The following is a 19,605-nucleotide window of genomic DNA, read 5'->3' as shown; positions in this document are numbered from 1 at the left end:
CATTGGTGCCATCTATGCCTGCACCTGCGCAGGGCTGTGCGCCGGCAGCGTGAAGGCGAAGACGGTCCCGCGCGGGCTGTGGGGGCTGTGCTGCAGGTGGCCGCCATGCTGCTCGACCACGGTACGGCACAGGCTCAGGCCCAGGCCCATGCCCTCGTTGCGCGTGGTGAAAAAGGGCGTGAACAGTTGCTCCGCCACATGCTGGGGAATGCCGGTGCCGCAGTCGATGACGGCGAACTCCACCCAGCTGCGGCGCGTGCTGGCGGCCGCACGGCGCACGCGCAGCTGCAGCTCGCGCTCCATGGTCTCGGGCGAGTCCATGGCCTGCATGCCGTTGCGCGCCAGGTTGAGCAGCACCTGCTCGATCATGGTCGGATCGCACAGCACGGGCGGGAGGCCGGGCTCGATGTCGGTGGTCACGCGCACGCCCAGGTTGCGTGCCTGCAGGCTGATCAGCGGCAGCACGGCGTCTATGAGTTCGGCGGCGCCTATGACTTCGCGGGACTGGTCGCGCCGCCGCACGAAATCGCGCACGCTCTTGATCACGCGGCCTGCGCGGTCGGCCTGGAAGCTGATGCGCTCCATGGCCATGCGCAGGTCCTGCAGTTGCTGGCGCAGCCGGGCTTCATGGTCCGAGATGGCGCTGCCCGCACCTGCACCTGTGCCCGTGTCCGTGCCCGTGCCCGTGCCATCGTCGCTCCCCAGCATGTTCAGCGATCCCGTGGCGTAGCTGGAGATGGCCACCAGCGGCTGGGTGAGTTCATGGCTCAGCAGCGAGGCCATCTCGCCCACCGTGGCCAGGCGGGCCGTGGCCTGCAGGCGCTCCTGCGAGGCGCGTGAGATCTCTTCCATGCGCTTTTGCTCGCTGATGTCGATGAAGGCACTCATCCAGCCGGTGTGCTGGCCCTGGGCATTGATCAGCGGCGCCTCGAAGATCAACACCGGAAAGCGCGTTCCGTCCTTGCGCATGAAGATGCTTTCATGGCCCTCGCGCGGCGGCGGGGCGTTGCCGGACAGGCGGCTGTCGCGCCGGCGCGCGTAGATCTCGGCGCGCTCGGGCGGCCAGTAGGGCGCAATGCTCAGTCCCAGCAGTTCCTCGGCCGTGAAGCCCACCATGCTGCAGAAGGCCGGGTTCACATAGCTGATGCGGCCCTGCAGATCGCGCGCGCGCAGGCCCGTGACCAGCGAGTCCTCCATGGCCTTGCGAAAGGCCAGCGCATCGCCCAGATCGCGCTCGGCGCGCAGGCGTCGGCGGTTGTCGCGCACCAGCACGGCGACCACGGACACCAGGGCGATGGACATCAGCGTCACCAGGGCCGTGAGCACGTTGGGGAATACGCTGGGCGCGCGGTGCCAGCTGTCCATGCGCAGCACCAGGGTGCTGCCCGGCAGGTCCAGCAGCTGCTGCGCCGTGAACATGCGCGTGCCGCGCCAGGAGGCGCCCAGCAGGGCCAGGCGCGTGCCGTCCGGCTCGGTGAAGGACACTTCCTGGGTGCGCGGCAGGTTCTTGCTGACCTGGGTGATCAGCAGGCTTTGCAGGCTGTAGGTGCCGATGACAAAGCCGATGATGTGGCCGCTTTGCGTCAATGGCAGGCAGACCTCCATCATCTCCGTGCCCAGGCCTTCGGCCAGCAGCTGGAAGTAGCTGGGCGAGTAGGCCGGGCCGTTGAGGCGGCGCGCGTGGGTGCAGGTCAGCACGGCCTCCGGATGGGTGTTTTGCGTGCGCAGCTGGTCTTCCCACTGCACGTTGCGGTAGGGCGTCTCGGCATGGGAGCGGATCTGCAGGCCCGCATCGCGCCATTCGATGCGCATCAGCTCGCGGCGCACCTGCAGCAGCTCGGCGGCGCGGGTCTTCCACTCGGCAGGGTCGTTGTCGGGCGCGTTCAGCGCCTGCAGGTCCTGCAGGTTGCGGTTGAGGGCGGCGCGTATGTCGGCCACGGCATTGGCGGTGTCGCGCTCCAGCTTGTCCTGGACCTGGGAGGCCTCATAGCGTCCGGCCAGCCAGACCATGGTGATGAGCATGCTGGCCACCAAAGCGACCAGCAGGCTCCACAGCGACCAGCGCCGCCAGGCAGTGCGCCAGCGGCGCCAGGGCCAGCGGCCTTCGGCAGGGGCGGGCGTGGACAGGTGCAGCGGATTCACAGGACGCGGTGCTCCAGGGCCGGCAACTGGCGGCGCACATGCGCCAGGCGCTCGCGCTTGATCTCGCCCAGCACCACGCCTGCACCCTCGGCCTGCTGCGCCAGCACCATGCCCCAGGGGTCGGCCAGCAGGCTGTGGCCCCAGGTGCGGCGGCCGTTCTCATGGTGGCCGCCCTGGGCGGGCGCCAGCAGGTAGGCCTGGTTTTCGATGGCGCGGGCGCGCAGCAGCACCTCCCAGTGGGCCAGGCCCGTGATGTGGGTGAAGGCGGCGGGCACCAGCAGCAGGTCGGCACCCTGCTCGGCCAGTCGGCGGTACAGCTCGGGAAAGCGCAGGTCGTAGCACACGCTCAGGCCCAGGCGCCAGGACTCGCCCTCGCGCGAGGTGATGTCGCAGGTCACGGGCGTGTGGCCGGCCTGGACCACGGCGGCCTCCGTGTAGCGCTCGCGGCCGTTGTCGTAGTGGAACAGGTGGATCTTGTCGTAGCGCGCCACGCATTCGCCCTGGGGCGAGAACACCAGCGAGCTGTTGAGCACGTGGGCATCGTCATCGGCCACCAGGGGCAGGGTGCCGCCGACGATCCACAGCTGCAGCTCGCGCGCGGCGCGGCCCAGGAAGTCCTGGATGGGGCCTTGGCCGAAGCTCTCGCGATAGGCCAGCTTGTCGGTATCGCGCAGGCCCATGGCACAGAAGTATTCGGGCAGGGCCGCGAGTTCGGCGCCCTGCTCGCGCGCCTGGCGCAGCAGGGCCATGGCCTGGTCGAGGTTGGCGCGCACATCGGGTTCCGACACCATTTGCAGGGCTGCGATTTTCATGGGTTCTCTCCTGAAGGGGCTGACTCGGTGGCGGTGGAGGGCGTGCGCGACGGTGTGTCAGAGGGCGTTGCGGCCCGGCGGCGCGGCAAGGCAGTGACCTGGGGATCATCCCAGCTGCCGTCGATGCGGAATTCCTTGGTGGCTGCCGCAATCAGCGGGCCCCGCAGCAGCACCTGCGCCAGAAAGCTGCCCAGGCCGATCACGGGGTTGATGGCCGTGGCCACCAGGGAGGCGGTCATCGCGTTGATCTCGGGCACCACCACCACGTGCAGATTCTGCGTCTCCTGGACCAGGTCTGCCGTGCCTTCCATCAGCACGGCGGCGTTGACGCCCTTCATCTGCATGTTGTTGGTGCGCGCCACGCCATCGGTGATCTGCACATCACCGCGCATGAAGTCGAAGGCAAAGCCGTTGCTGAAGACATCGCGGAAATCCAGCGTCAGCCGGCGTGGCAGCGCCTGCAGGCTGAGCACGCTCAGCAGCTTGGCCAGGCCCGGTTCGGCCTTGAGGAACTGGCCGGTCTGCACATCCAGGTGCATGGAGCCCGAGAGGCTGCGGAAATCGGGCGTGATGGGCGAGCCCGTCCATCCCGCCGAGCCCTGCAGGCTCCCCTTGCCATTGCCCACCACGCCGGGCATGTCAAAGCGCGTGAGCAGCTTGCCCACGTCGCGCAGGTCCAGCTGGAACTGCAGCTGGCTGCGCCCCGGATGCTCGGACTGCCCCTGGGGCAGGCGCCACTGGCCGTTGGCCGTCAGCGTGGCCTCGGGCGTGGAAATGTTGAAGCGCGACAGCTGCCATTCGCGTGCCGCCGCGTTGCCGGGCACGGGGCGGTTGCGGGCCTCGACCTCCAGGCGGCCCAGCGCATGGCCCGACAGGTGCATGTCGTCCACCACGATCTGCAGCGCCGGCAGCTGGCGCGGCCCTTCGTTGAACAGGGCGTCCACGCGTTCGGACTTGGCCTCCGGCACCGTCAGGCGGGACAGCCGGGCGACCAGTTGCCCTTCGGGCTGGGCGTCCGTGCCTTCGCGAAAGCCCACATAGCCATCCAGCTCCTGGGAAGTGAGGTTGCTGTGCCACGAGCCGCCATCGCGCGAAATGCCCGCCACCACATCGTGCAGCTGCCGCCCCTTGGCCTGCAGCTGCTTGACGCGCAGGCTCAGCCGATCGGGAAGGTATTCGCGCGCAGGGTCCGTGGCGGCGTCGGCGGGCTCTGGCCTGGTGCCGCTGGACTGCGGCGCCAGCGCCAGCCAGTCGTCGATATTGAAGAGCGGCAACTGCACATGGGCCTGCACGCCCTGGCCCGAAGTGGGGGCCGTGACCGCTTCCTGGCCGATGAGGATGCTGCCGTGCAGCACGCGGCTGTGCTTGCCACTGATGTCGCGCTCATAGAAGACCGAGCCCGTGTCGCCCAGTTGCACGCTGATCTGGTCGCGCAGCGGGGCATCGGGCGCGGCGAAGCTGGCGGGCGCGGCGAAGCTGGCGGGCGCGAGCTGGTGGCTCACGGCCAACGGCTGGATGGACTCGGCGGCCTTGCCCAGCGGAGCCGGCAGGTTGATGCGCATGCCCTGCAGGCTGGACTGGACCTGGATTTCGGGCGTGCCACGGCGCACCTTCAGCAGCAGGGAATAGGGCGACTGGCCCTCGGCATGGCGGGCCAGGTCGGCCACCCAGCCCAGTTCCCTGGCATCGCGCAGCCCCTGTGCCGTGGCCGTGCCCTGCACCCGCACCTTGACGGACGATTCGGTGGCTGGCGCATTGCGCGCCAGCGCCTGCATGCCGCCATCGGCACGCAGCTCACCGCCCAGGGCCCGCGCCTGCAAGCCGACCAGCGAGAAGCCGGTGTCGGAGAATTTGACGGCGCCACGCAGCTGGCTCAGGTGCGGTGTCTCGTCATCGAGCTGCAGCGAGTTGCCCGCCAGCGTGACCTGCCCGGACACCTTGCTGCGGTCCAGATGGTCGATGGGCAATTGCAGTTGCAGGGCCAGTTGCGCGGCGCCCGTGGCCTCGCTGCCGTCCAGCACGTGCCCGGTCAGCGCCGACAGGGCCGAGGTCTTGACCACCCCCAGCATGTCGGCCAGCGGGCCCTGGCCCTTGGCGGTGACGGCCACCTCGGTGTGGGCCAGGTTGGGAATGCTGGCCTGGATGTCGCGCATCTGCAGCTGCGGATAGCCGGCGAACTGGCCGCGCGCATTGCGCACGGCCATGGAGGAGCGGTCAAACACCAGCTCGCCGGACAGATCGACCAGGGCCGGCCAGGGCGCCTCGCCATGCGTGAGCAGATGGGGCGGCACATATTCATAGTGCACGTCATGCAGCTTGGCCGCGATGTGGAACTCGCCCTGGCTGGGCTTGTCGGCCGGTACGTGGTCCAGGTTGCCGCGCACCTTGAAGTTCACCGTGCTCGCGCGCCCGGCGTGTATAGCCTCGCGCACATAGTGGCGCGCGTCGGCGGGAATCTCCAGCGGCAGGTAGCGGTGCACGCGCGTGCCGTCGGCGTTGCGCAGCTGGCCCTGCAGGTCCAGCACGCCGGGAAAGCGCGGCTGCCTGTCGCTGCCGTCGCCGGTATGCCATTGCGCGCGGGCCTCGCCTTCGGTGTCGTCGTTGGCAAAGCGCAGGCTGGGCACCTGCACGCTGATGGCCTGGCCGCGCAGTTGCCAGCGCAGGCTGGCCTGCAGGCGGTGCAGCGGGATCTCGGGCTCCTCGAACACGCCGGGGAACGACAGCGACGCCGGCCGCTGCTCTGTGCCCTCCATCTCCAGCTGGGCCTGGCCGCCGTCCTGGTCCAGCGAGAAGCGCGCGTTCAGGCCCTTGAGGCCGGGCATGCCCGGCGCCGCGGGGCCTTCGGACGATGCCACGCCGTTGATCGACAGTTGCTGCAGTTCGCCACTGGCCTTGTACTGCTGCAAGGACTCCAGCGGGCCGCGCCAGCTTCCCTGGAACTGGTGCAGGCGGCCGGCCGGTGCCAGATCGGCCAGGTGCTGCTGCACCTGCTCTGGAAGCGGCAGGCGCTGGCCCAGCTGGGCGAGGATGGCCAGGTCAATGCCATCGGCCTGGAACTCGCCGTGCTCACCCAGCGCCCCCTGCGTGCTGGCGCCGGCGGGGTTGTAGCGCGCGCGCAGATTGCCAGCCGGCCAGTGCAGGCCGTCGCCCGTGGAAAATTCCAGGTTCTGCGCAGCGAAGCGCCAGCCGTCCTGGTGTTGTACGCTCAGCCTGCCCGTCAGGGCCTGCAGCTTCAGCGGCTGCAGGTCTTCGCGCCACTGCAGCTGCAGCGCGTTCACGGCCACGTCGGCCATGGCGCCCACGGGCTGGCCCTGGCGCAGGTCTATCCAGGCGCGCAGCGCGCCCCGGCCCTGCTGCAGGCGCAAGCCAGAGGTGTCTATGTACTGGCCGAGCTGGGACAGGTCGATCCGCGTGAACATCGCATGGGCCTGGCCGCTCCAGCGGCGCCAGTTGCCCTCGTGCGTGGACAGCAGCGGCTCGCGGAACAGGCCGGTCAGCATGAAGCGCTTGCCCCAGCCTTCGGGCGGCGTGGCATCCAGGCGCAGTCCGTGGCCCCAGCCCTTGTTGCGCAGCACCAGGTCCACATCGCGCAAGGCCAGCGGCGGAGCCTGGCGCAGTTCGTCCAACCACAGCAGGCTGCCGCCGCGCAGCGCCAGTTCGGTCTGCGAAAACAGCCAGTCGGCGGCGGCATTGTCCCCGCCGGCCGAAGGGCTGATCTCGATGCCGGCCACGAAGACTCGGCCATCGGCCGCGCGGCGCACCACGAGTTCAGGACGGTCTATGTAGATCTGTTCCACGCCCAGGCGCATCAGCGAGCGTGCCGAAACGGCGACCACCACGCTGGGCAGGCGCAGGGCGTCTGCCGAATGTTCGGGGTCTTGCACCACCACGTCGCCCAGCTCGAAGCGGGGGACCAATCCCTCGCTGCGGGCCGTGATGCTGCCTATGCGAACCGGTAGGCCCAGCGTGCGTGAGGCCAGGGATTCCAGCTGAGGACGCCATTCGCCGATTCGCGGCACAATCCAGCCATGGAGCACCCCCCACACGGAGGCGAGGACCAGCCAGAAGGCCAGGACCAGCCCCAGTGACCACCGCGCAAGGCCGGCCATCCAACGGGTCAGGCGTGTGGGGTGCGGTTTCGGTTCGATCATCGGCGGCATCAGCTATGACGGGAATTATGACCGGCGCCCTCAGGGCCTGGGCGGTAACCAAGGGTTGCTGCAATCCCTCTGCGCGTGAGTGGCCGCTTCTTTCGCGTTCCGTATGCAATCCTCAGTTCACGCAATGGCAGGTACGGCCTTGAATGTCCCCGCACAGGCCGCCTATTCCCGTTTTCACCAACGGCTGCACCGTCGCTATGGCGACGAGCTGAGCCTTTTGCCGCCGGGTCCGCCCGAGCGCGCGTCCATGGAGCAGGCCCTGGTGGCACTGCTGGAGCGTGGCCTGGACCTGTCGGCTGCGCTGCGTGTGCTGCGCCAGCTGGTCATGGAGCGCACCATGGTGCTCGACTGCGAGCAGCAGGCGCCGCTGGCCGTAGTCACGCGCGCCGTGACCGAGCTGGCCGAGCTGGCGCTGGAGCGCGCCTGCATCCAGGCGCGCGCCGAGCTCGACGCGCGCCATGGCGCGCCCCAAGGCCCCGACGGCCGGCCAGTGCAGCTGTGGATCATCGGCATGGGCAAGCTGGGCGCACGCGAGCTCAACGTCTCCAGCGACATCGACCTGATCTACGTCTACGAGCAGGACGGCGACACCGCCGGCCTGCCCGATGGGCGCGGGGTGATCTCCAACCACGAGTACTTCGCGCGCGTGGTCAAGGGCATCTACGGCCTGATCGGCGACACCACCGAGCACGGCTTTGTCTTCCGCGTGGACCTGGCGCTGCGTCCCAACGGGAACTCGGGGCCTTCGGCCGTCTCGCTGGCCTCGCTGGAGGAGTATCTGCAGACCCATGGACGCGAGTGGGAGCGCTTTGCCTGGCTCAAGAGCCGCGTCGTGGCGCCCATGGACTGCGTGCGCTCCCAGCAGGTGCAGGCGCTGCGTGCCGTGGTCCTGCCCTTTGTCTTTCGCCGCTACCTGGACTACGCGGTCTTTGATGCGCTGCGCTCGCTGCACCGCCAGATCCGCGAGCATGCGGCGCGGCGCAGCGCGGGCCATCCGGGCCGCTCCAATGACGTCAAGCTCTCGCGCGGCGGCATCCGCGAGATCGAATTCACCGTGCAGCTGCTGCAGGTGGTGCGTGGCGGCCAGTTCCCCGAACTGCGCTGCCGCCCCACGCTGGAGGCGCTGGGCCGCCTGGCGCGCGCCGGCCTCATGAGCCAGGAAGTGGCCGACGCCCTGGGCTCGGCCTACACCTTTTTGCGCCGTGTCGAGCACCGTATCCAGTACCTGGACGACCAGCAGACCCATGTGCTGCCCACCCGCGACGATGACCTGGAATGGATTGCGCGCACCATGGGCTTTGCCGATGCCTGCGCCTTTTTGCACCAGCTCGATGCCCATCGTGAAAAGGTGGCCGAGGAATTCGACACCCTGCTGGGCGGCTCGGCCCAGCCCCAGTGCGGCTCGGGCCGTTGCAACGGCGCGCGCAGCCCCGCCCAGGGCACGCCGCGCGAGATAGACGGCCTCATGGAGCAGTTGCCGCCAGCCCTGGCCGCCCATGTGGCCGACTGGCGCGGCAATGCCCGCATCGCCAACCTGCGCGACGAGGCGCGCGGCCGGCTGTTTCGACTCGTGCAGCGCACGGCGCAATGGGTGGCCGAGCGCAGCGTGCCCGAAGACGCCGCGCTGCGCTTTCTGAACTGGCTGGAGCCGCTGCTGCGCCGTGAAAGCTATCTGGCCCTGCTGCTGGAGCGCCCCGCCGTGCACGAGCGGCTGCTGGACCTGCTGGGCGCGGCACGCTGGCCCGCGCGCTACCTGCAGCAGCACCCGGGCGTGATCGACGAGCTGGCCAACGAAGCCATGCTGGGCGAGCGTTTCTCGCCCATGGACTTCGAGCATGAGCTGGCCCTGCGCCTGGCCGCGCTGCAGGCCACGGGCGAGGACGATGACGAAACCCTGCTGAACCTGCTGCGCCGCGCCCACCATGCCGAGGTCTTTCGCACGCTGGCGCGCGATATCGAAGGCCGCATCACGGTCGAGCAGGTGGCGGACGATCTCAGCGCACTGGCCGACTGCGTGCTGCGGGTGACGGCCAGCTGGTGCTGGAGCCGGCTCAAGAACCGCCACCGCGAGTCGCCGCAGTTCGCCATCATCGGCTACGGCAAGCTGGGCGGAAAGGAGCTGGGCTACGGCAGCGACCTGGACATCGTCTTCGTCTTCGATGACGAAGACGAACACGCCTCCGAGATCTATGCCGCCTTTGTGCGCAAGCTTATCAACTGGCTGGCCGTCAAGACGGGCGAGGGCGACCTGTTCGAGATCGACACCGCGCTGCGCCCCAACGGCAACTCGGGCCTGCTGGTGACCAGCTTCGCCTCCTATGCCAACTACCAGCAGCAGCGCGGCAGCAACACGGCGTGGACCTGGGAGCACCAGGCCATGACGCGGGCGCGCTTCGTGCTGGGCAGTGACGATCTGCAGGCCCGCTTCGATGCCGTGCGCGAGGCTGTGATCACCGCGCCTCGCGACCCCTCGGCGCTGCGCGACGAAATCGTCGCCATGCGCGAACGCGTGCGCGGCGCCCATCCGGTGCGCGGCGGCCTGTTCGATGTCAAGCACAGCCCGGGCGGCATGGTCGATGTGGAATTCGCGGTCCAGTACCTCGTGCTCTCGCAATCGGCCTCGTACCCGGAACTGATGGCCAACCTCGGCAATATCGCGTTGCTGCAGCGCGCCGAACAGGCAGGATTGATCCCGGCCGGCGTAGGCCAGCAGGCGGCCCGGGCCTACCGCGAGCTGCGCCGCCTGCAGCACGTGGCACGGCTGGATGAGCGCTCGGCACAGCTGGTGCCAGGGCAGGCCGAGCCGCTGAGTGCGCCCGTCAAGGCCTTGTGGGATGCGGTTTTCGCCAACGCCGTTGCGGCTTGACGATGTGAACGCAAAGAAGGCGGCTTGCGGCTGCGAACGCCTTCACTTCAGCATCCGTGGAAATTGGCCTACAGCAGGATCGCGGGCATCCTCAAAATGTTACATTTTTCCTGCCCACGACCCCTGGAACTTCTGCAAAAGTAGCTCATCTATTGAACAGCTTGTTGAGAGAGAGTATCCAGACCGAATTTCACGTTGCGAAGCCTCTGGGGCCACAGTCCTGAACTGTTCCGCCCGAAGCGCTTCTCCTCCCTCCCTCTCTTTATTCGTTTCGGGATGCTTCGCAACTTTTTTATGCCAGCAAAAAGGCCACCCATCGGGTGGCCTTTTTGCTTTCCCGGGCTGGTGCGGCGTCAGGGCTGGGGAGGGCGCGTGGCTGCAAAACTGGCACGCTCTGCCAGCTTGGCTTGCAGCGTGGCCAGATTGGGGTGGTCGGTGCGCCAGTCCAGCTCGGGAAAGCGAAAGTCCAGCCAGCCCAGGGCGCAGCCCACGCACACGTCGGCCAGGGTGAAGTGGATGCCGCAGCAATACGGCTTGTCGCCCAGGCCCTGGGACATCACGTTCAGTGCAGCCCGGACCTTGGCAAGCTGGCGGTCTATCCATGCCTGGCAGCGCTGTTCTTCGCTGCGGCCATCCCAGGTGGCTTCGAGGCGGGCCAGCGCCCCGGCATCCAGCAGGCCATCGGCCAGTGCTTCCCAGGTCTTGATCTCGGCGCGCTCGCGCCCCGTGCCGGGGATCAGCTTGCCTACCGGGGAAAGTGTGTCCAGATATTCGACGATCACGCGCGAGTCGAACATGGCATCGCTGCCGTCCATGACCAGGCGCGGCACCTTGCCCAGCGGGTTGCCGGTGCCGGGCGACAGCTCGCGGCTCCAGGGGTTTTCCTCGACGAACTGATAGTCGAGCCTTTTCTCTGCCAGTACGACGCGTACCTTGCGTACGTAGGCGCTGGTGGAGGAACCTATCAGTTTCATGGCAATTTTCCGTGGCGAAGAGGCGGCCCATGGGCGGGCAGCAGATTCTATGCGCTGCCCGGCGATCTCCCCCTCGGCCCCCGTTTTTGCCGCGCGCACCTACAATCACGGCCCATGAATCTGCCGCACATCTCCGCCCTGTCCCCGCTCGACGGCCGCTACGCCGCCAAACTGTCTCCTCTGCGCCCGATCATGAGCGAGATGGGATACATGCACCGCCGCGTGCAGGTGGAGGTCACCTGGTTCATCGCCCTGTCGGATGCCGGCTTTGCCGAGTTCAAGCCCCTGTCCGAAGGCGCGCGCGTCTATCTGCAGGACCTGGTGAAGAACTTCTCCGAGGCCGATGCCGTGGCCATCAAGGACATCGAAAAGACCACCAACCACGACGTCAAGGCCGTGGAGTACTGGATCAAGGGCAAGTTCGACGGCCGTCCCGAGCTGCTCAAGGCCGCCGAATTCGTGCACTTTGCATGCACCAGCGAAGACATCAACAACACCAGCCACGCGCTGCAACTGCGCGCCGGCCGCGACAGCGTGCTGCTGCCTGCAATCTCCGGCATCACGGCCAAGCTGCGCGAGATGGCCCATGCCTATGCTGCCGTGCCCATGCTCAGCCGCACGCACGGCCAGACCGCCAGCCCCACCACCGTGGGCAAGGAAATCGCCAACGTGCTGGTGCGCCTGGAAAAGGCAGCCGCGCGCATTGCCGAGGTCAAGCTCCTGGCCAAGATGAACGGCGCCGTCGGCAACTACAACGCCCACCTTTCCGCCTGGCCCGAGTTCGACTGGGAAGCCTTCAGCAAGAACGTGATCGAGTCGCCGGAACCCCAGGGTCTGGGCCTGAGCTTCCAGCCCTACTCGATCCAGATCGAGCCGCATGACTACATGGCCGAGCTGTTCGACGCCATCGCGCGCGCCAACACCATCCTCATCGACTTCTCGCGCGATGTCTGGGGCTATGTGTCCCTGGGCTACTTCAAGCAGCGCCTGAAGGCCGGCGAGATCGGCTCCTCGACCATGCCGCACAAGGTCAACCCCATCGACTTCGAGAATGCCGAAGGCAACCTGGGCCTGGCCAACGCCCTGCTCAAGCACCTGGCCGAAAAGCTGCCCATCTCGCGCTGGCAGCGTGACCTGACCGATTCGACCGTGCTGCGCAACATCGGCGTGGCCATGGGCTATGCCACGTTGGCCTACAGCTCGCTGATGACCGGCCTGAACAAGCTCGAACTCAACGAAGAGCGCCTGCAGGAAGACCTGGACAACGCCTGGGAAGTCCTGGCCGAGCCCATCCAGACCGTGATGCGCCGCTACGGCGTGCAGGGCGCCTACGAAAAGCTCAAGGAAGTCACGCGCGGCAAGACCGTGCAGGCCGAAGACCTGCACCGCCTGATCAACGGCCTGGAAATCCCCCAGGCCGACAAGGACCGCCTGCTGGCCATGACGCCTGCCTCCTATGTGGGCAAGGCGGCCGAGCTGGCGCGCCGCGTCTGAGTTGATGCAGGCCCATGGTGCCGGCACTTCGGCGCGATCCAACAATTTCGACGCGCTGAGACTGCTGGCCGCACTGCTGGTCATCTGGAGCCATCAGTTCGCGGTCATGGGCTTGCCGGTTCCCCAGCTCCTGCACAACGAGCCCGGGGCGCTGGGCGTGGTCATCTTCTTTGCCATCAGTGGCTATCTCGTCACCTTGTCCTGGCTGGCTGACCCGCATCTGGGGCGCTTTGCGGCGCGCCGGGCACTGCGTATCTGGCCCGGCCTCATCGCAGCCGTCCTGCTCTGCGCTTTCGTGCTCGGGCCCTTGGTCACCACCTTGCCCTTGAAGGCCTATCTCGCGCATCCATTGACGTGGGACTATCTGCGCAACCTGTGGCTGGACACACAGTTTGCGCTGCCGGGCGTATTTGATGGCAACGTGCTGGCTTCATCGGTCAATGGCCCCTTGTGGACCATCCCGCTGGAAGTGGGCTGCTATGCCTTCCTTGCTGCAGCCGGAGCCCTGGGTGTGATGCGCTGGCCCTGGGTTGCTCCCCTGGCATTTCTTGCGCTGCTTTTGGGCATGCAGTGGCACTACAGCCCAGCGCCGGGTGCTGCCATGCCTGCCTGGTCGTTCGGACTGCAATACGGCATGGTGTTCGCGCTGGGCGCGACGCTGGCCTGCTGGCGCCATCTGTGGATAGAGCGCCGCCCGTTGGCGATGACTGCAATGCTGCTGCTGCTTGCCGTCCTCTACTTCAAAGGCCCGGCGATCATTGCGGGCCAGGCACCCTTGCTGGCGCTTGCAGTTTTTTCCGTGGTGGCAGGATCGGCATCCACGCCCCTTCTCAAGCATGCAGGGCATTTCGGCGATTTCTCTTACGGCCTGTACATTTACGCCTTTCCCGTGCAGCAGCTGGTGGTCTGGCATTTCGCGGACCGGCTCGGCTATGGCGCAGCTCTGGCCTGCACCGTGGCCGGCACGGGCCTGCTGGCCGTGCTGTCCTGGCATTTGCTGGAAAAGCAGGCACTGACCTTCAAGCCTGCCCGGCCCGCTTCGGGTGCTCCCAAAATCCCTTCGTCGCATGTGACGGGCTGACCCTCACCTGCCGAACTACCTGTCTCATGGCCCTCAAATCCACCATCTTCAAGGCGAACCTGTCCATCGCCGACATTGACCACGGCTACTACGCCGACCATGCGCTGACCCTGGCTCGCCATCCCAGCGAAACGGACGAGCGCATGATGGTGCGCCTTGTGGCCCTGGCCCTCAATGCCCACCAGCTCAGCGACATGTGCAACGGCGACGGCACGCTGGCCTTTGGCGCGGGCCTGTCCGATCCCGAGGATCCCGATGTCTCGCTGACCGACTTCACGGGAGCCAAGCGCCTGTGGATCGAGGTCGGCCAGCCCGAGGAAAAGCCCATCGCCAAGGCATGCAACAAGTCCGATGCCGTAGTGCTCTACGCCTTCCACCATGCGGCGGAAGTCTGGTGGAAAGGCCTGGAAGGCAAGCTGGCACGACTGAACAAGCTGCAGGTCTGGCGGATTCCCTCCGAAACCTCCCAGTCGCTGGCGGAGCTGGCCGAGCGCAGCATGCAACTGCAGGCCACCATCCAGGAAGGCGCATTGACGCTCAGCAGCAATCTGGGCACGGTCTTCATCGAGCCGCTGCGCTGGAAGTAGCCGGGCACTGGCCCAAGCAAGCCACTGTCTCAGTCAGGCACCTGCATCCGGACGGCCTGGGCGAAGGACTTCACCGTCCAGCCCGCGCCCAGCAGCATGCGGCGAGTGGACAGCCGGTCCATGACATCGTCGGGCACATTGCAGCCCAGATGGATCAGCGACTTGCTCTCCGTGATGCCCACATAGCGGCCGTCATAGCTGCGCGCCAGATGGTTCCACAGGCCGTGTGCACCCGGCGACTGGCGTGCGCCGCTGACGAGGCAGGTGCCCGTATCGAGCACGCTGCGGTAGACGGCGCTGGCGATGCCGCGCCGCTGGTAGTCCGGCGCAAAGCGCGAATGGGGCGAGCGCACGCGGCGGTCGGTGCGCTTGTCCACTTCGACCAGGCGATTGAACACCGTGTAGCCGGCCAGGCAGCGCCGCTCCATATCCTCCACGTAGGCAAACCATTCGCCGTCGGCCTCCCGCCAGTGCAGCTGGAACTGCGGATCGTGAAGCGGACGTCGCTCCAGGCCGTGCAGCTTGTTGCCGGGCTGGTACAGGCGCTCATGAATGGCTTCGAGCTCGCCCTCCACCAGCGGCTGCATCACGTCGATGCGCAGTTCGGTGACGTGGTGCGGCCGCAAGCGGGCCGAGGCGCGATGCGCCGCGGCATCACGCAGATGGCGCCAGAGGGAGGAAAACGAGGGCCCGGCTGGGGCAAAGGCTAGACAGGTCACGGCAAAGCTCGCTTTGTCGGCAGGCCTTGTGGCCCGGCAGACGCGTGAAAACCCAACCGTCTTCAGTTTCAAGGTGAAGGCGGCGCAAGAAGAGCGGATTCAGTGAAGCGACGCTGCCCGGTTCCGCGCAGGGCAGCGCATCAAGACCGTGCGGCCTGTCTGGGGCCGATGTTCAGCCGCGCTGCATCGCGCTCGCGCAGGCGAGCGGCCGTGGCAGGCCAGGCCTTGCTGGCCGGCACGCGCGTGCTCCCCGCATCACTTGCCGTGAGGCGCATGCAGGGGCGGGGGCGGCGGTGGCTGGAAGCAGCGGTCTGCAGCATGGGGACTGATGTTAGGCCGCCTGCAACATCGCACTGGTTCGGTGCGATATACGGCAATCAGCCGGGTTTGCGCGATATGTCCGCGCGCTCGGCCGCACGCTCTGCATAGCGGGTAAAGCGCCAGGAGTCGCCTTCTGTCGTGATCCTGCGCCATACGGCGCGCTTCTGTGGTGGCTCCATGGCGGTCCACATCTGCACTTCGTCGAAGCTGCGGCCACAACCCTTGCATTTCTCGTCGCCCTGGCTGGTGGAGCAGATGGCGATGCAGGGCGTATCGGGGGTCGTGTCGTACCAGGCCAGCCAGGCTGCCATGGCGTGCGAGGGAAAGCCCTCAACCTGCACTTCGGTCTCATGCCAGAAGATCATCAGCGCGTACACCTCGGCCAGGGCCCGTACTTCGGGCTGCAGCAGCACACCATCCGGGGACGGGTGGCGCTCTCGCCAGTAGTTGATGGCGGCTTCGATATCGGTGATGTGCAGTGCGGTCATGGACGGGCAAGGGGAAGGGACAGCGATGATAAGGCGCATGCCAGTCCTCGGCCGGGCACTGCTGCAACACTCCATCAGCTTCAGGGTTGCTATGAATAGTGAAGCGTTGGGGGCAGATGTATAAAAGGAGTGCGGGATGTGTTGCTTGTGCTTTCCGTGGAATTGAAGGGTTTTTTTACTTGCGTGCCGCAGCGGCTTTGTGTTGCAATCCGCAGGTTCGAAGGGGAGTAGCTCTCTGCCGGCAGGGGTGGTTGCAAAGCCACCGCGCCGGCATCGGAATGGTCGTCAATACGAAGCGCAAGCTTCCGGCCTTCCGGGCTGCGGTGCATACCGCAGCCGAGCAAGACCTTTGATGGACCTGATGACGGTCGATCAAGGTGTTCTCCCCTGAGCCAGGCATGTCCTTGCCCGGGTAGGCGCTGTGTCGTCGCATCGGTCTTTCTGTGCTGGTGGGTGTTTCTCCAGGAGGGAGGAGTTCTCGCCGGCCGTACTCAACAGCGAGGACCTTATGGACTTGGACTTTCTGACTCACGCCCCGTTCTGGGTGGCCCTGGGCCAAATCATCATCATCGACATCCTGCTGGGCGGGGACAACGCGGTCGTGATCGCGCTGGCCTGCCGCAAGCTGCCGCCCGCGCAGCGCAAGAAGGGCATCATCTGGGGCACGGCTGGCGCCATCATCCTGCGCGTCATCCTGATCGCCTTCGCGATGACGCTGCTGGCGCTGCCCTTCCTGAAGTTTGTCGGCGCACTGCTGCTGGTGTGGATCGGTATCAAGCTGATTGCGCCTGATGAAGATGGCCATGACAACATCCAGGGCAGCGACAAGCTGCTGGCGGCCATCAAGACCATCATCGTCGCCGACTTGGTGATGAGCGTGGACAACGTGATCGCCATCGCCGGCGCCGCACAGAGCTCGGGCGAACACCAACTGCTGCTGGTCGTGCTGGGTCTGTTGATCTCCATCCCCATCATCGTCTGGGGCTCGCAGCTCGTGATCAAGCTGATGGAGCGCTTCCCCATCATCATCGTGGCCGGCGGCATGCTGCTGGGCTGGATTGCCGGCGGCATGCTGGTCACCGACCCCGTCTTCGCCAATACGGAGAAGTGGGACTGGATGGTCAAGCTGCCCCAGACCGACATGCTCAAGTACGGTGCCAGCGTGTTCGGAGCCCTGCTGGTGCTGGCACTGGGCAAGTACATCGCTTCGCGCCGTCCTGCTCCCAAGGCGGATGCCCACGGAGCTTGATTTCCTGAAAAGTTGAGGTTGGCGCCGGGTTGGCCTGTCTGGCCTCCCGCGCCGATTCGCGACAATCCAGTGCAAGGGCGGCTTTGACCGCCCGCCTGTCCCACCCCGCAAACCCAGTTCGACAAGGACTTGCTTTGAACCCCATCATCGTCTACGTGGATGACGCTTCCTACGCCCTGCCTCTGGTCCAGGCCCTGGCCGCCTCGCCGCAGGCCCAGTCCTCGCACTGGTTGCTGGTGGCCTGCGCACCGCGCATAACCCACCGTGTCAGCAAATGGGTGAGCCACAGCGCACGCGAAAGCTGGCGCGGCAAGTGGGCCGACAAGCTGTTTGCCCAGTTGCTGCCGGTGTTCGGTGACAGTGCAGGCCGAATCACGCCGGTGCTGGCCAAGGGGCCGCTGGCCGAACTGGTGGCCCAGCTCCAGCAGGAGCATGGCGCGGCCCAGATCGTCGATGCGCGCCGCCCCAAGCAGGAAGCCACGGCCCCAGCCGTGGCGCCTGCAGCCCCGCTGGGCCGGCGCTGGAATCTTCCGGGAACGCTGGCGGCCATCGGCGCGCTGATGGGCCTGGTGTTCGAGGAAGCGATGGTCTAAAGGCTGGCATCTGCCTGGCTGCTCTGGTCAGGCGATCACTGTCAGGACGGCATCCCGGAAAACGGGATGCCGTTTTTCATGGAGTTCTCCGGTCCACGGTTCCCAGTGCGCCGCCTCAACCCGGATCTGCCGGCTGCTGCTATGCTGCCCGCATGAAAATCCTGATCAAATGGCTGCTCAGCGCCGGTGCCCTGCTGGTCGTGGCCTATCTCTATGGCGGCGTGCAGGTCAACAGCTTCAGTTCGGCCATGATCGCGGCGCTGGTCATCGGCCTGCTCAACGCGGTGCTGCGGCCCATCCTCGTGGTGCTGACGCTGCCCGTGACCATCGTGACGGTCGGGCTGTTTCTCTTCGTGGTCAACGGACTGATGTTCTGGGCAGCCTCGGGCCTGCTCAGCGGCTTTCATGTCGCGGGCTTCTGGGCGGCCATGCTGGGCGCGCTCATCTACTCGCTGCTGGGCCTGGCCATCGAGTCACTTCTCGCGCGCCTGTTCCCTTAGCAGCTCCTCCACGGCACGCAGCCGCGTGTCCACGATGGAGGCTTCAATGAAATCCACCTTGGGCCCGCCCTTGCGGGCCAGTTCCTGCGCTGCCTTGAAGCGATCCACCGCGGCCGCATAGTCGTAGTGCGCGACCTGGGCCTCGGCCTCGGCGCGCAGCGCGCGCAGCTCCTGGCCCTGAGAGCGCTGAACCTGGGCCAGCAGTTGCCAGGCGCTGGCATCGCGCGGGTGGTCCGTCACCCAGGTCTGCAGCGGGCCTGCCATGCTGGCGGCGCCCTGCTCGCGCAGCAGGATCTGTGTGCGCATCAGCAGCTCGGGCCGGCGCACCGCACGGCTTTCGACCACATTGACGGTGGCCAGGCTGGGGCCGCTTTCCGTTGTCTTGGCGGGGACGGATTCCGTGGGACTGGCCTGGGCAGGTGCGGCTGCAGGCAGGTAGAGCGGTGGCAACGCCTGCAACGCGGCGCCGGGCTTGCCGGCTGTCAGCTCCAGTTCGGCCTGCAGCAGCTTGGCCTGCCGCAGGGCGCCGGGATCGGCGGCCGTGGCCGCTTGAAGGCGCCCGGACATTTCCCGCGCCTCGGCCCAATCGCGCAATTGCACGGCGCTCAGCGTGGCGGCATACAACTGTGCCACCTGCTGGGTCGGTGTTTGGCTGCCAAAGCTGGTGGAGCGCGGCAGCTCGGCCCACTGGCGCAGCACGTCCACGCCCGGGCGCGACAGCACGCGGGCCCGTGCGGCCATCATCACGTGTTCCAGGGAAGGGGCGGGCGCGGGCGCAACGCCGCGCGGCAGGCGTGAATGCATGTCGGCCATGCGCTCCGTGGTCAGCGGATGGCTGCGCAGATAGGGCCAGCTGCCGTTGTCATTGAGCCTATTGGCCTGCTGCAGCTTGTCGAACATGGTGACAAAGCCCTGCGGCGCAAAGCCCGCAGGCGCCATCAAGCCATAACCCATGCGGTCGGCCTCGCGCTCCATGTCGCGAGAGAAGTTCAGCTGGTTCTGCACGGCCAGCGCCTGGCCGCCCATCATCATCGCCATGGCGGCATCCGGGCTGCGGCTGGCGGCCAGGGCGCCCAGGATCATCGAGCCGATCATCAGCGGCGTCTGCTTGCCCTGCTGGGCAATGAGACGCGCAATGTGGCGCTGGGTGACGTGGCTCAATTCATGCGCCAGCACCGAAGCCAGTTCGTCGCGCGTGCTGACCACGCCGATCAGTCCCAGGTGCACTCCCAGATAGCCGCCGGGCAGCGCAAAGGCGTTGACCGAGCGGTCCCGCCCCAGCAGGATCTCCCAGGCAAAGCGCTCTTCCAGCTCGTCCGACAGCTCGCCCCGCGTGCGCGCCGCATCGACCAGGTGCTGCCAGATGCCTTCCACATACTCCTGCAGTACCGCATCGTCGATGTAGTCCGGATCGCGGTACAGCGAGCGGATGATGCGGTCACCCAGGCGCCGCTCGTCACTGGTAGTCGTGGCTGCGCCATCGCCCAAGGTGGGCAGGCGCAACTGGGCCTGTGCGGGTGCATGCGTTGCGATGGTGAGAGAGGCCGCCAGCAGCTGCAGGCCAACGGCGATACGTGTCTTCAGGCGTGATGGGCGCATGGGCAGGTAAGAACCAAGGG

15 protein-coding genes are annotated in these 19,605 nt (G+C 67.0%); 7 read left to right on the top strand and 8 right to left on the bottom strand.

Annotated features, from left to right (window positions below):
• Positions 1 to 12: 12 nt before the first annotated feature.
• From DTS01S_RS21785 to DTS01S_RS21775, 3 genes are read right to left on the bottom strand one after another with little or no spacing between them, the layout of a single operon-like run.
• Positions 13 to 2,142, bottom strand: a complete 2,130-nt coding sequence (locus DTS01S_RS21785) for a two-component system sensor histidine kinase NtrB (RefSeq protein WP_017404063.1) — start codon at positions 2,140 to 2,142, stop codon at positions 13 to 15.
• Positions 2,139 to 2,954, bottom strand: coding sequence for a carbon-nitrogen hydrolase family protein (locus DTS01S_RS21780; protein WP_016454246.1), 816 nt, complete (start codon positions 2,952 to 2,954; stop codon positions 2,139 to 2,141). The genes DTS01S_RS21785 and DTS01S_RS21780 overlap by 4 nt, the downstream gene beginning before the upstream one ends.
• Positions 2,951 to 7,105: a YhdP family protein gene (locus DTS01S_RS21775; RefSeq protein ID WP_061288747.1), complete on the bottom strand. Its 4,155-nt coding sequence runs from the start codon at positions 7,103 to 7,105 to the stop codon at positions 2,951 to 2,953. Before DTS01S_RS21775 ends, DTS01S_RS21780 begins: the two co-directional genes overlap by 4 nt.
• Positions 7,106 to 7,238: 133 nt before the next feature.
• Between DTS01S_RS21775 and glnE the strand changes: the two genes are divergently transcribed.
• Positions 7,239 to 9,980 (top strand): bifunctional [glutamate--ammonia ligase]-adenylyl-L-tyrosine phosphorylase/[glutamate--ammonia-ligase] adenylyltransferase, encoded by a 2,742-nt coding sequence (gene glnE, locus DTS01S_RS21770; RefSeq protein WP_026062039.1) that lies wholly within the window; start codon positions 7,239 to 7,241, stop codon positions 9,978 to 9,980.
• A 353-nt stretch (positions 9,981 to 10,333) separates the two neighbouring features.
• Here glnE and DTS01S_RS21765 read toward each other — a convergent pair whose 3' ends face one another.
• Entirely contained in the window at positions 10,334 to 10,954 is a 621-nt protein-coding gene (locus DTS01S_RS21765; protein ID WP_017404066.1) for a glutathione S-transferase family protein, read from the bottom strand.
• Positions 10,955 to 11,068: 114 nt separating this feature from the next.
• On the opposite strand from DTS01S_RS21765, the gene purB reads away from it, so the two are divergent.
• The 3 genes from purB to DTS01S_RS21750 are packed head-to-tail and all read left to right on the top strand — an operon-like array spanning position 11,069 to position 14,116.
• Positions 11,069 to 12,448 carry an adenylosuccinate lyase gene (purB, locus tag DTS01S_RS21760; RefSeq protein WP_017404067.1) on the top strand — a complete coding sequence of 460 codons (1,380 nt, stop codon included), beginning with the start codon at positions 11,069 to 11,071 and terminating at the stop codon, positions 12,446 to 12,448.
• Positions 12,449 to 12,452: 4 nt separating this feature from the next.
• A complete protein-coding gene (locus tag DTS01S_RS21755; RefSeq protein WP_016449380.1) occupies positions 12,453 to 13,529 on the top strand; it encodes an acyltransferase family protein in 1,077 nt (358 codons plus the stop codon).
• 26 nt (positions 13,530 to 13,555) lie between these two features.
• On the top strand, positions 13,556 to 14,116 hold the full coding sequence (locus DTS01S_RS21750; protein WP_017404069.1) for a YaeQ family protein: 561 nt from the start codon (positions 13,556 to 13,558) through the stop codon (positions 14,114 to 14,116).
• 29 nt (positions 14,117 to 14,145) lie between these two features.
• On the opposite strand, the gene DTS01S_RS21745 is transcribed toward DTS01S_RS21750, so the two are convergent.
• From DTS01S_RS21745 to DTS01S_RS21735, 3 genes are all read right to left on the bottom strand, one after another.
• Complete coding sequence (locus DTS01S_RS21745; protein WP_026062040.1) at positions 14,146 to 14,835, bottom strand: hypothetical protein; 690 nt, start codon at positions 14,833 to 14,835, stop codon at positions 14,146 to 14,148.
• A 140-nt stretch (positions 14,836 to 14,975) separates the two neighbouring features.
• The gene (locus tag DTS01S_RS21740) at positions 14,976 to 15,155 is read right to left on the bottom strand and encodes a hypothetical protein (RefSeq protein WP_017404071.1); all 180 of its coding nucleotides are present in this window, start codon (positions 15,153 to 15,155) and stop codon (positions 14,976 to 14,978) included.
• Positions 15,156 to 15,212: 57 nt separating this feature from the next.
• Positions 15,213 to 15,644, bottom strand: coding sequence for a DUF3717 domain-containing protein (locus DTS01S_RS21735; RefSeq protein WP_017404072.1), 432 nt, complete (start codon positions 15,642 to 15,644; stop codon positions 15,213 to 15,215).
• A gap of 508 nt (positions 15,645 to 16,152) precedes the next feature.
• Between DTS01S_RS21735 and DTS01S_RS21730 the strand changes: the two genes are divergently transcribed.
• The 3 genes from DTS01S_RS21730 (at position 16,153) to DTS01S_RS21720 (ending at position 17,986) form a co-directional block, all read left to right on the top strand.
• Entirely contained in the window at positions 16,153 to 16,893 is a 741-nt protein-coding gene (locus tag DTS01S_RS21730; RefSeq protein ID WP_016449385.1) for a TerC family protein, read from the top strand.
• Positions 16,894 to 17,027: 134 nt separating this feature from the next.
• Positions 17,028 to 17,486, top strand: coding sequence for a hypothetical protein (locus DTS01S_RS21725; RefSeq protein WP_016449386.1), 459 nt, complete (start codon positions 17,028 to 17,030; stop codon positions 17,484 to 17,486).
• A 152-nt stretch (positions 17,487 to 17,638) separates the two neighbouring features.
• Complete coding sequence (locus DTS01S_RS21720) at positions 17,639 to 17,986, top strand: phage holin family protein (RefSeq protein WP_012202791.1); 348 nt, start codon at positions 17,639 to 17,641, stop codon at positions 17,984 to 17,986.
• On the opposite strand, the gene DTS01S_RS21715 is transcribed toward DTS01S_RS21720, so the two are convergent.
• Complete coding sequence (locus DTS01S_RS21715; RefSeq protein ID WP_061288745.1) at positions 17,960 to 19,585, bottom strand: M48 family metalloprotease; 1,626 nt, start codon at positions 19,583 to 19,585, stop codon at positions 17,960 to 17,962. The two genes, DTS01S_RS21720 and DTS01S_RS21715, sit on opposite strands and share 27 nt — an antisense overlap.
• Between the last annotated feature and the right edge of the window lie 20 nt (positions 19,586 to 19,605).

This window comes from Delftia tsuruhatensis NBRC 16741 (assembly GCF_001571325.1).
GTDB lineage: Bacteria > Pseudomonadota > Gammaproteobacteria > Burkholderiales > Burkholderiaceae_C > Comamonas > Comamonas tsuruhatensis.
The sequence above is the reverse complement of the archived record's forward strand: the minus strand, read 5'-3'. Positions and strand labels throughout refer to the sequence as shown.

What these genes read in the sequence shown, in the direction of transcription:
- glnE (WP_026062039.1), top strand. Translation starts at nt 7,239, where the DNA reads ATGGCAGGTACGGCCTTGAATGTCCCCGCACAGGCCGCCTATTCCCGT.
- DTS01S_RS21780 (WP_016454246.1), bottom strand. Translation starts at nt 2,954, where the DNA reads ATGAAAATCGCAGCCCTGCAAATGGTGTCGGAACCCGATGTGCGCGCC.
- DTS01S_RS21735 (WP_017404072.1), bottom strand. Translation starts at nt 15,644, where the DNA reads ATGACCGCACTGCACATCACCGATATCGAAGCCGCCATCAACTACTGG.
- DTS01S_RS21775 (WP_061288747.1), bottom strand. Translation starts at nt 7,105, where the DNA reads ATGATCGAACCGAAACCGCACCCCACACGCCTGACCCGTTGGATGGCC.
- DTS01S_RS21750 (WP_017404069.1), top strand. Translation starts at nt 13,556, where the DNA reads ATGGCCCTCAAATCCACCATCTTCAAGGCGAACCTGTCCATCGCCGAC.
- purB (WP_017404067.1), top strand. Translation starts at nt 11,069, where the DNA reads ATGAATCTGCCGCACATCTCCGCCCTGTCCCCGCTCGACGGCCGCTAC.
- DTS01S_RS21765 (WP_017404066.1), bottom strand. Translation starts at nt 10,954, where the DNA reads ATGAAACTGATAGGTTCCTCCACCAGCGCCTACGTACGCAAGGTACGC.
- DTS01S_RS21740 (WP_017404071.1), bottom strand. Translation starts at nt 15,155, where the DNA reads ATGCTGCAGACCGCTGCTTCCAGCCACCGCCGCCCCCGCCCCTGCATG.
- DTS01S_RS21715 (WP_061288745.1), bottom strand. Translation starts at nt 19,585, where the DNA reads ATGCGCCCATCACGCCTGAAGACACGTATCGCCGTTGGCCTGCAGCTG.
- DTS01S_RS21720 (WP_012202791.1), top strand. Translation starts at nt 17,639, where the DNA reads ATGAAAATCCTGATCAAATGGCTGCTCAGCGCCGGTGCCCTGCTGGTC.
- DTS01S_RS21730 (WP_016449385.1), top strand. Translation starts at nt 16,153, where the DNA reads ATGGACTTGGACTTTCTGACTCACGCCCCGTTCTGGGTGGCCCTGGGC.
- DTS01S_RS21755 (WP_016449380.1), top strand. Translation starts at nt 12,453, where the DNA reads ATGCAGGCCCATGGTGCCGGCACTTCGGCGCGATCCAACAATTTCGAC.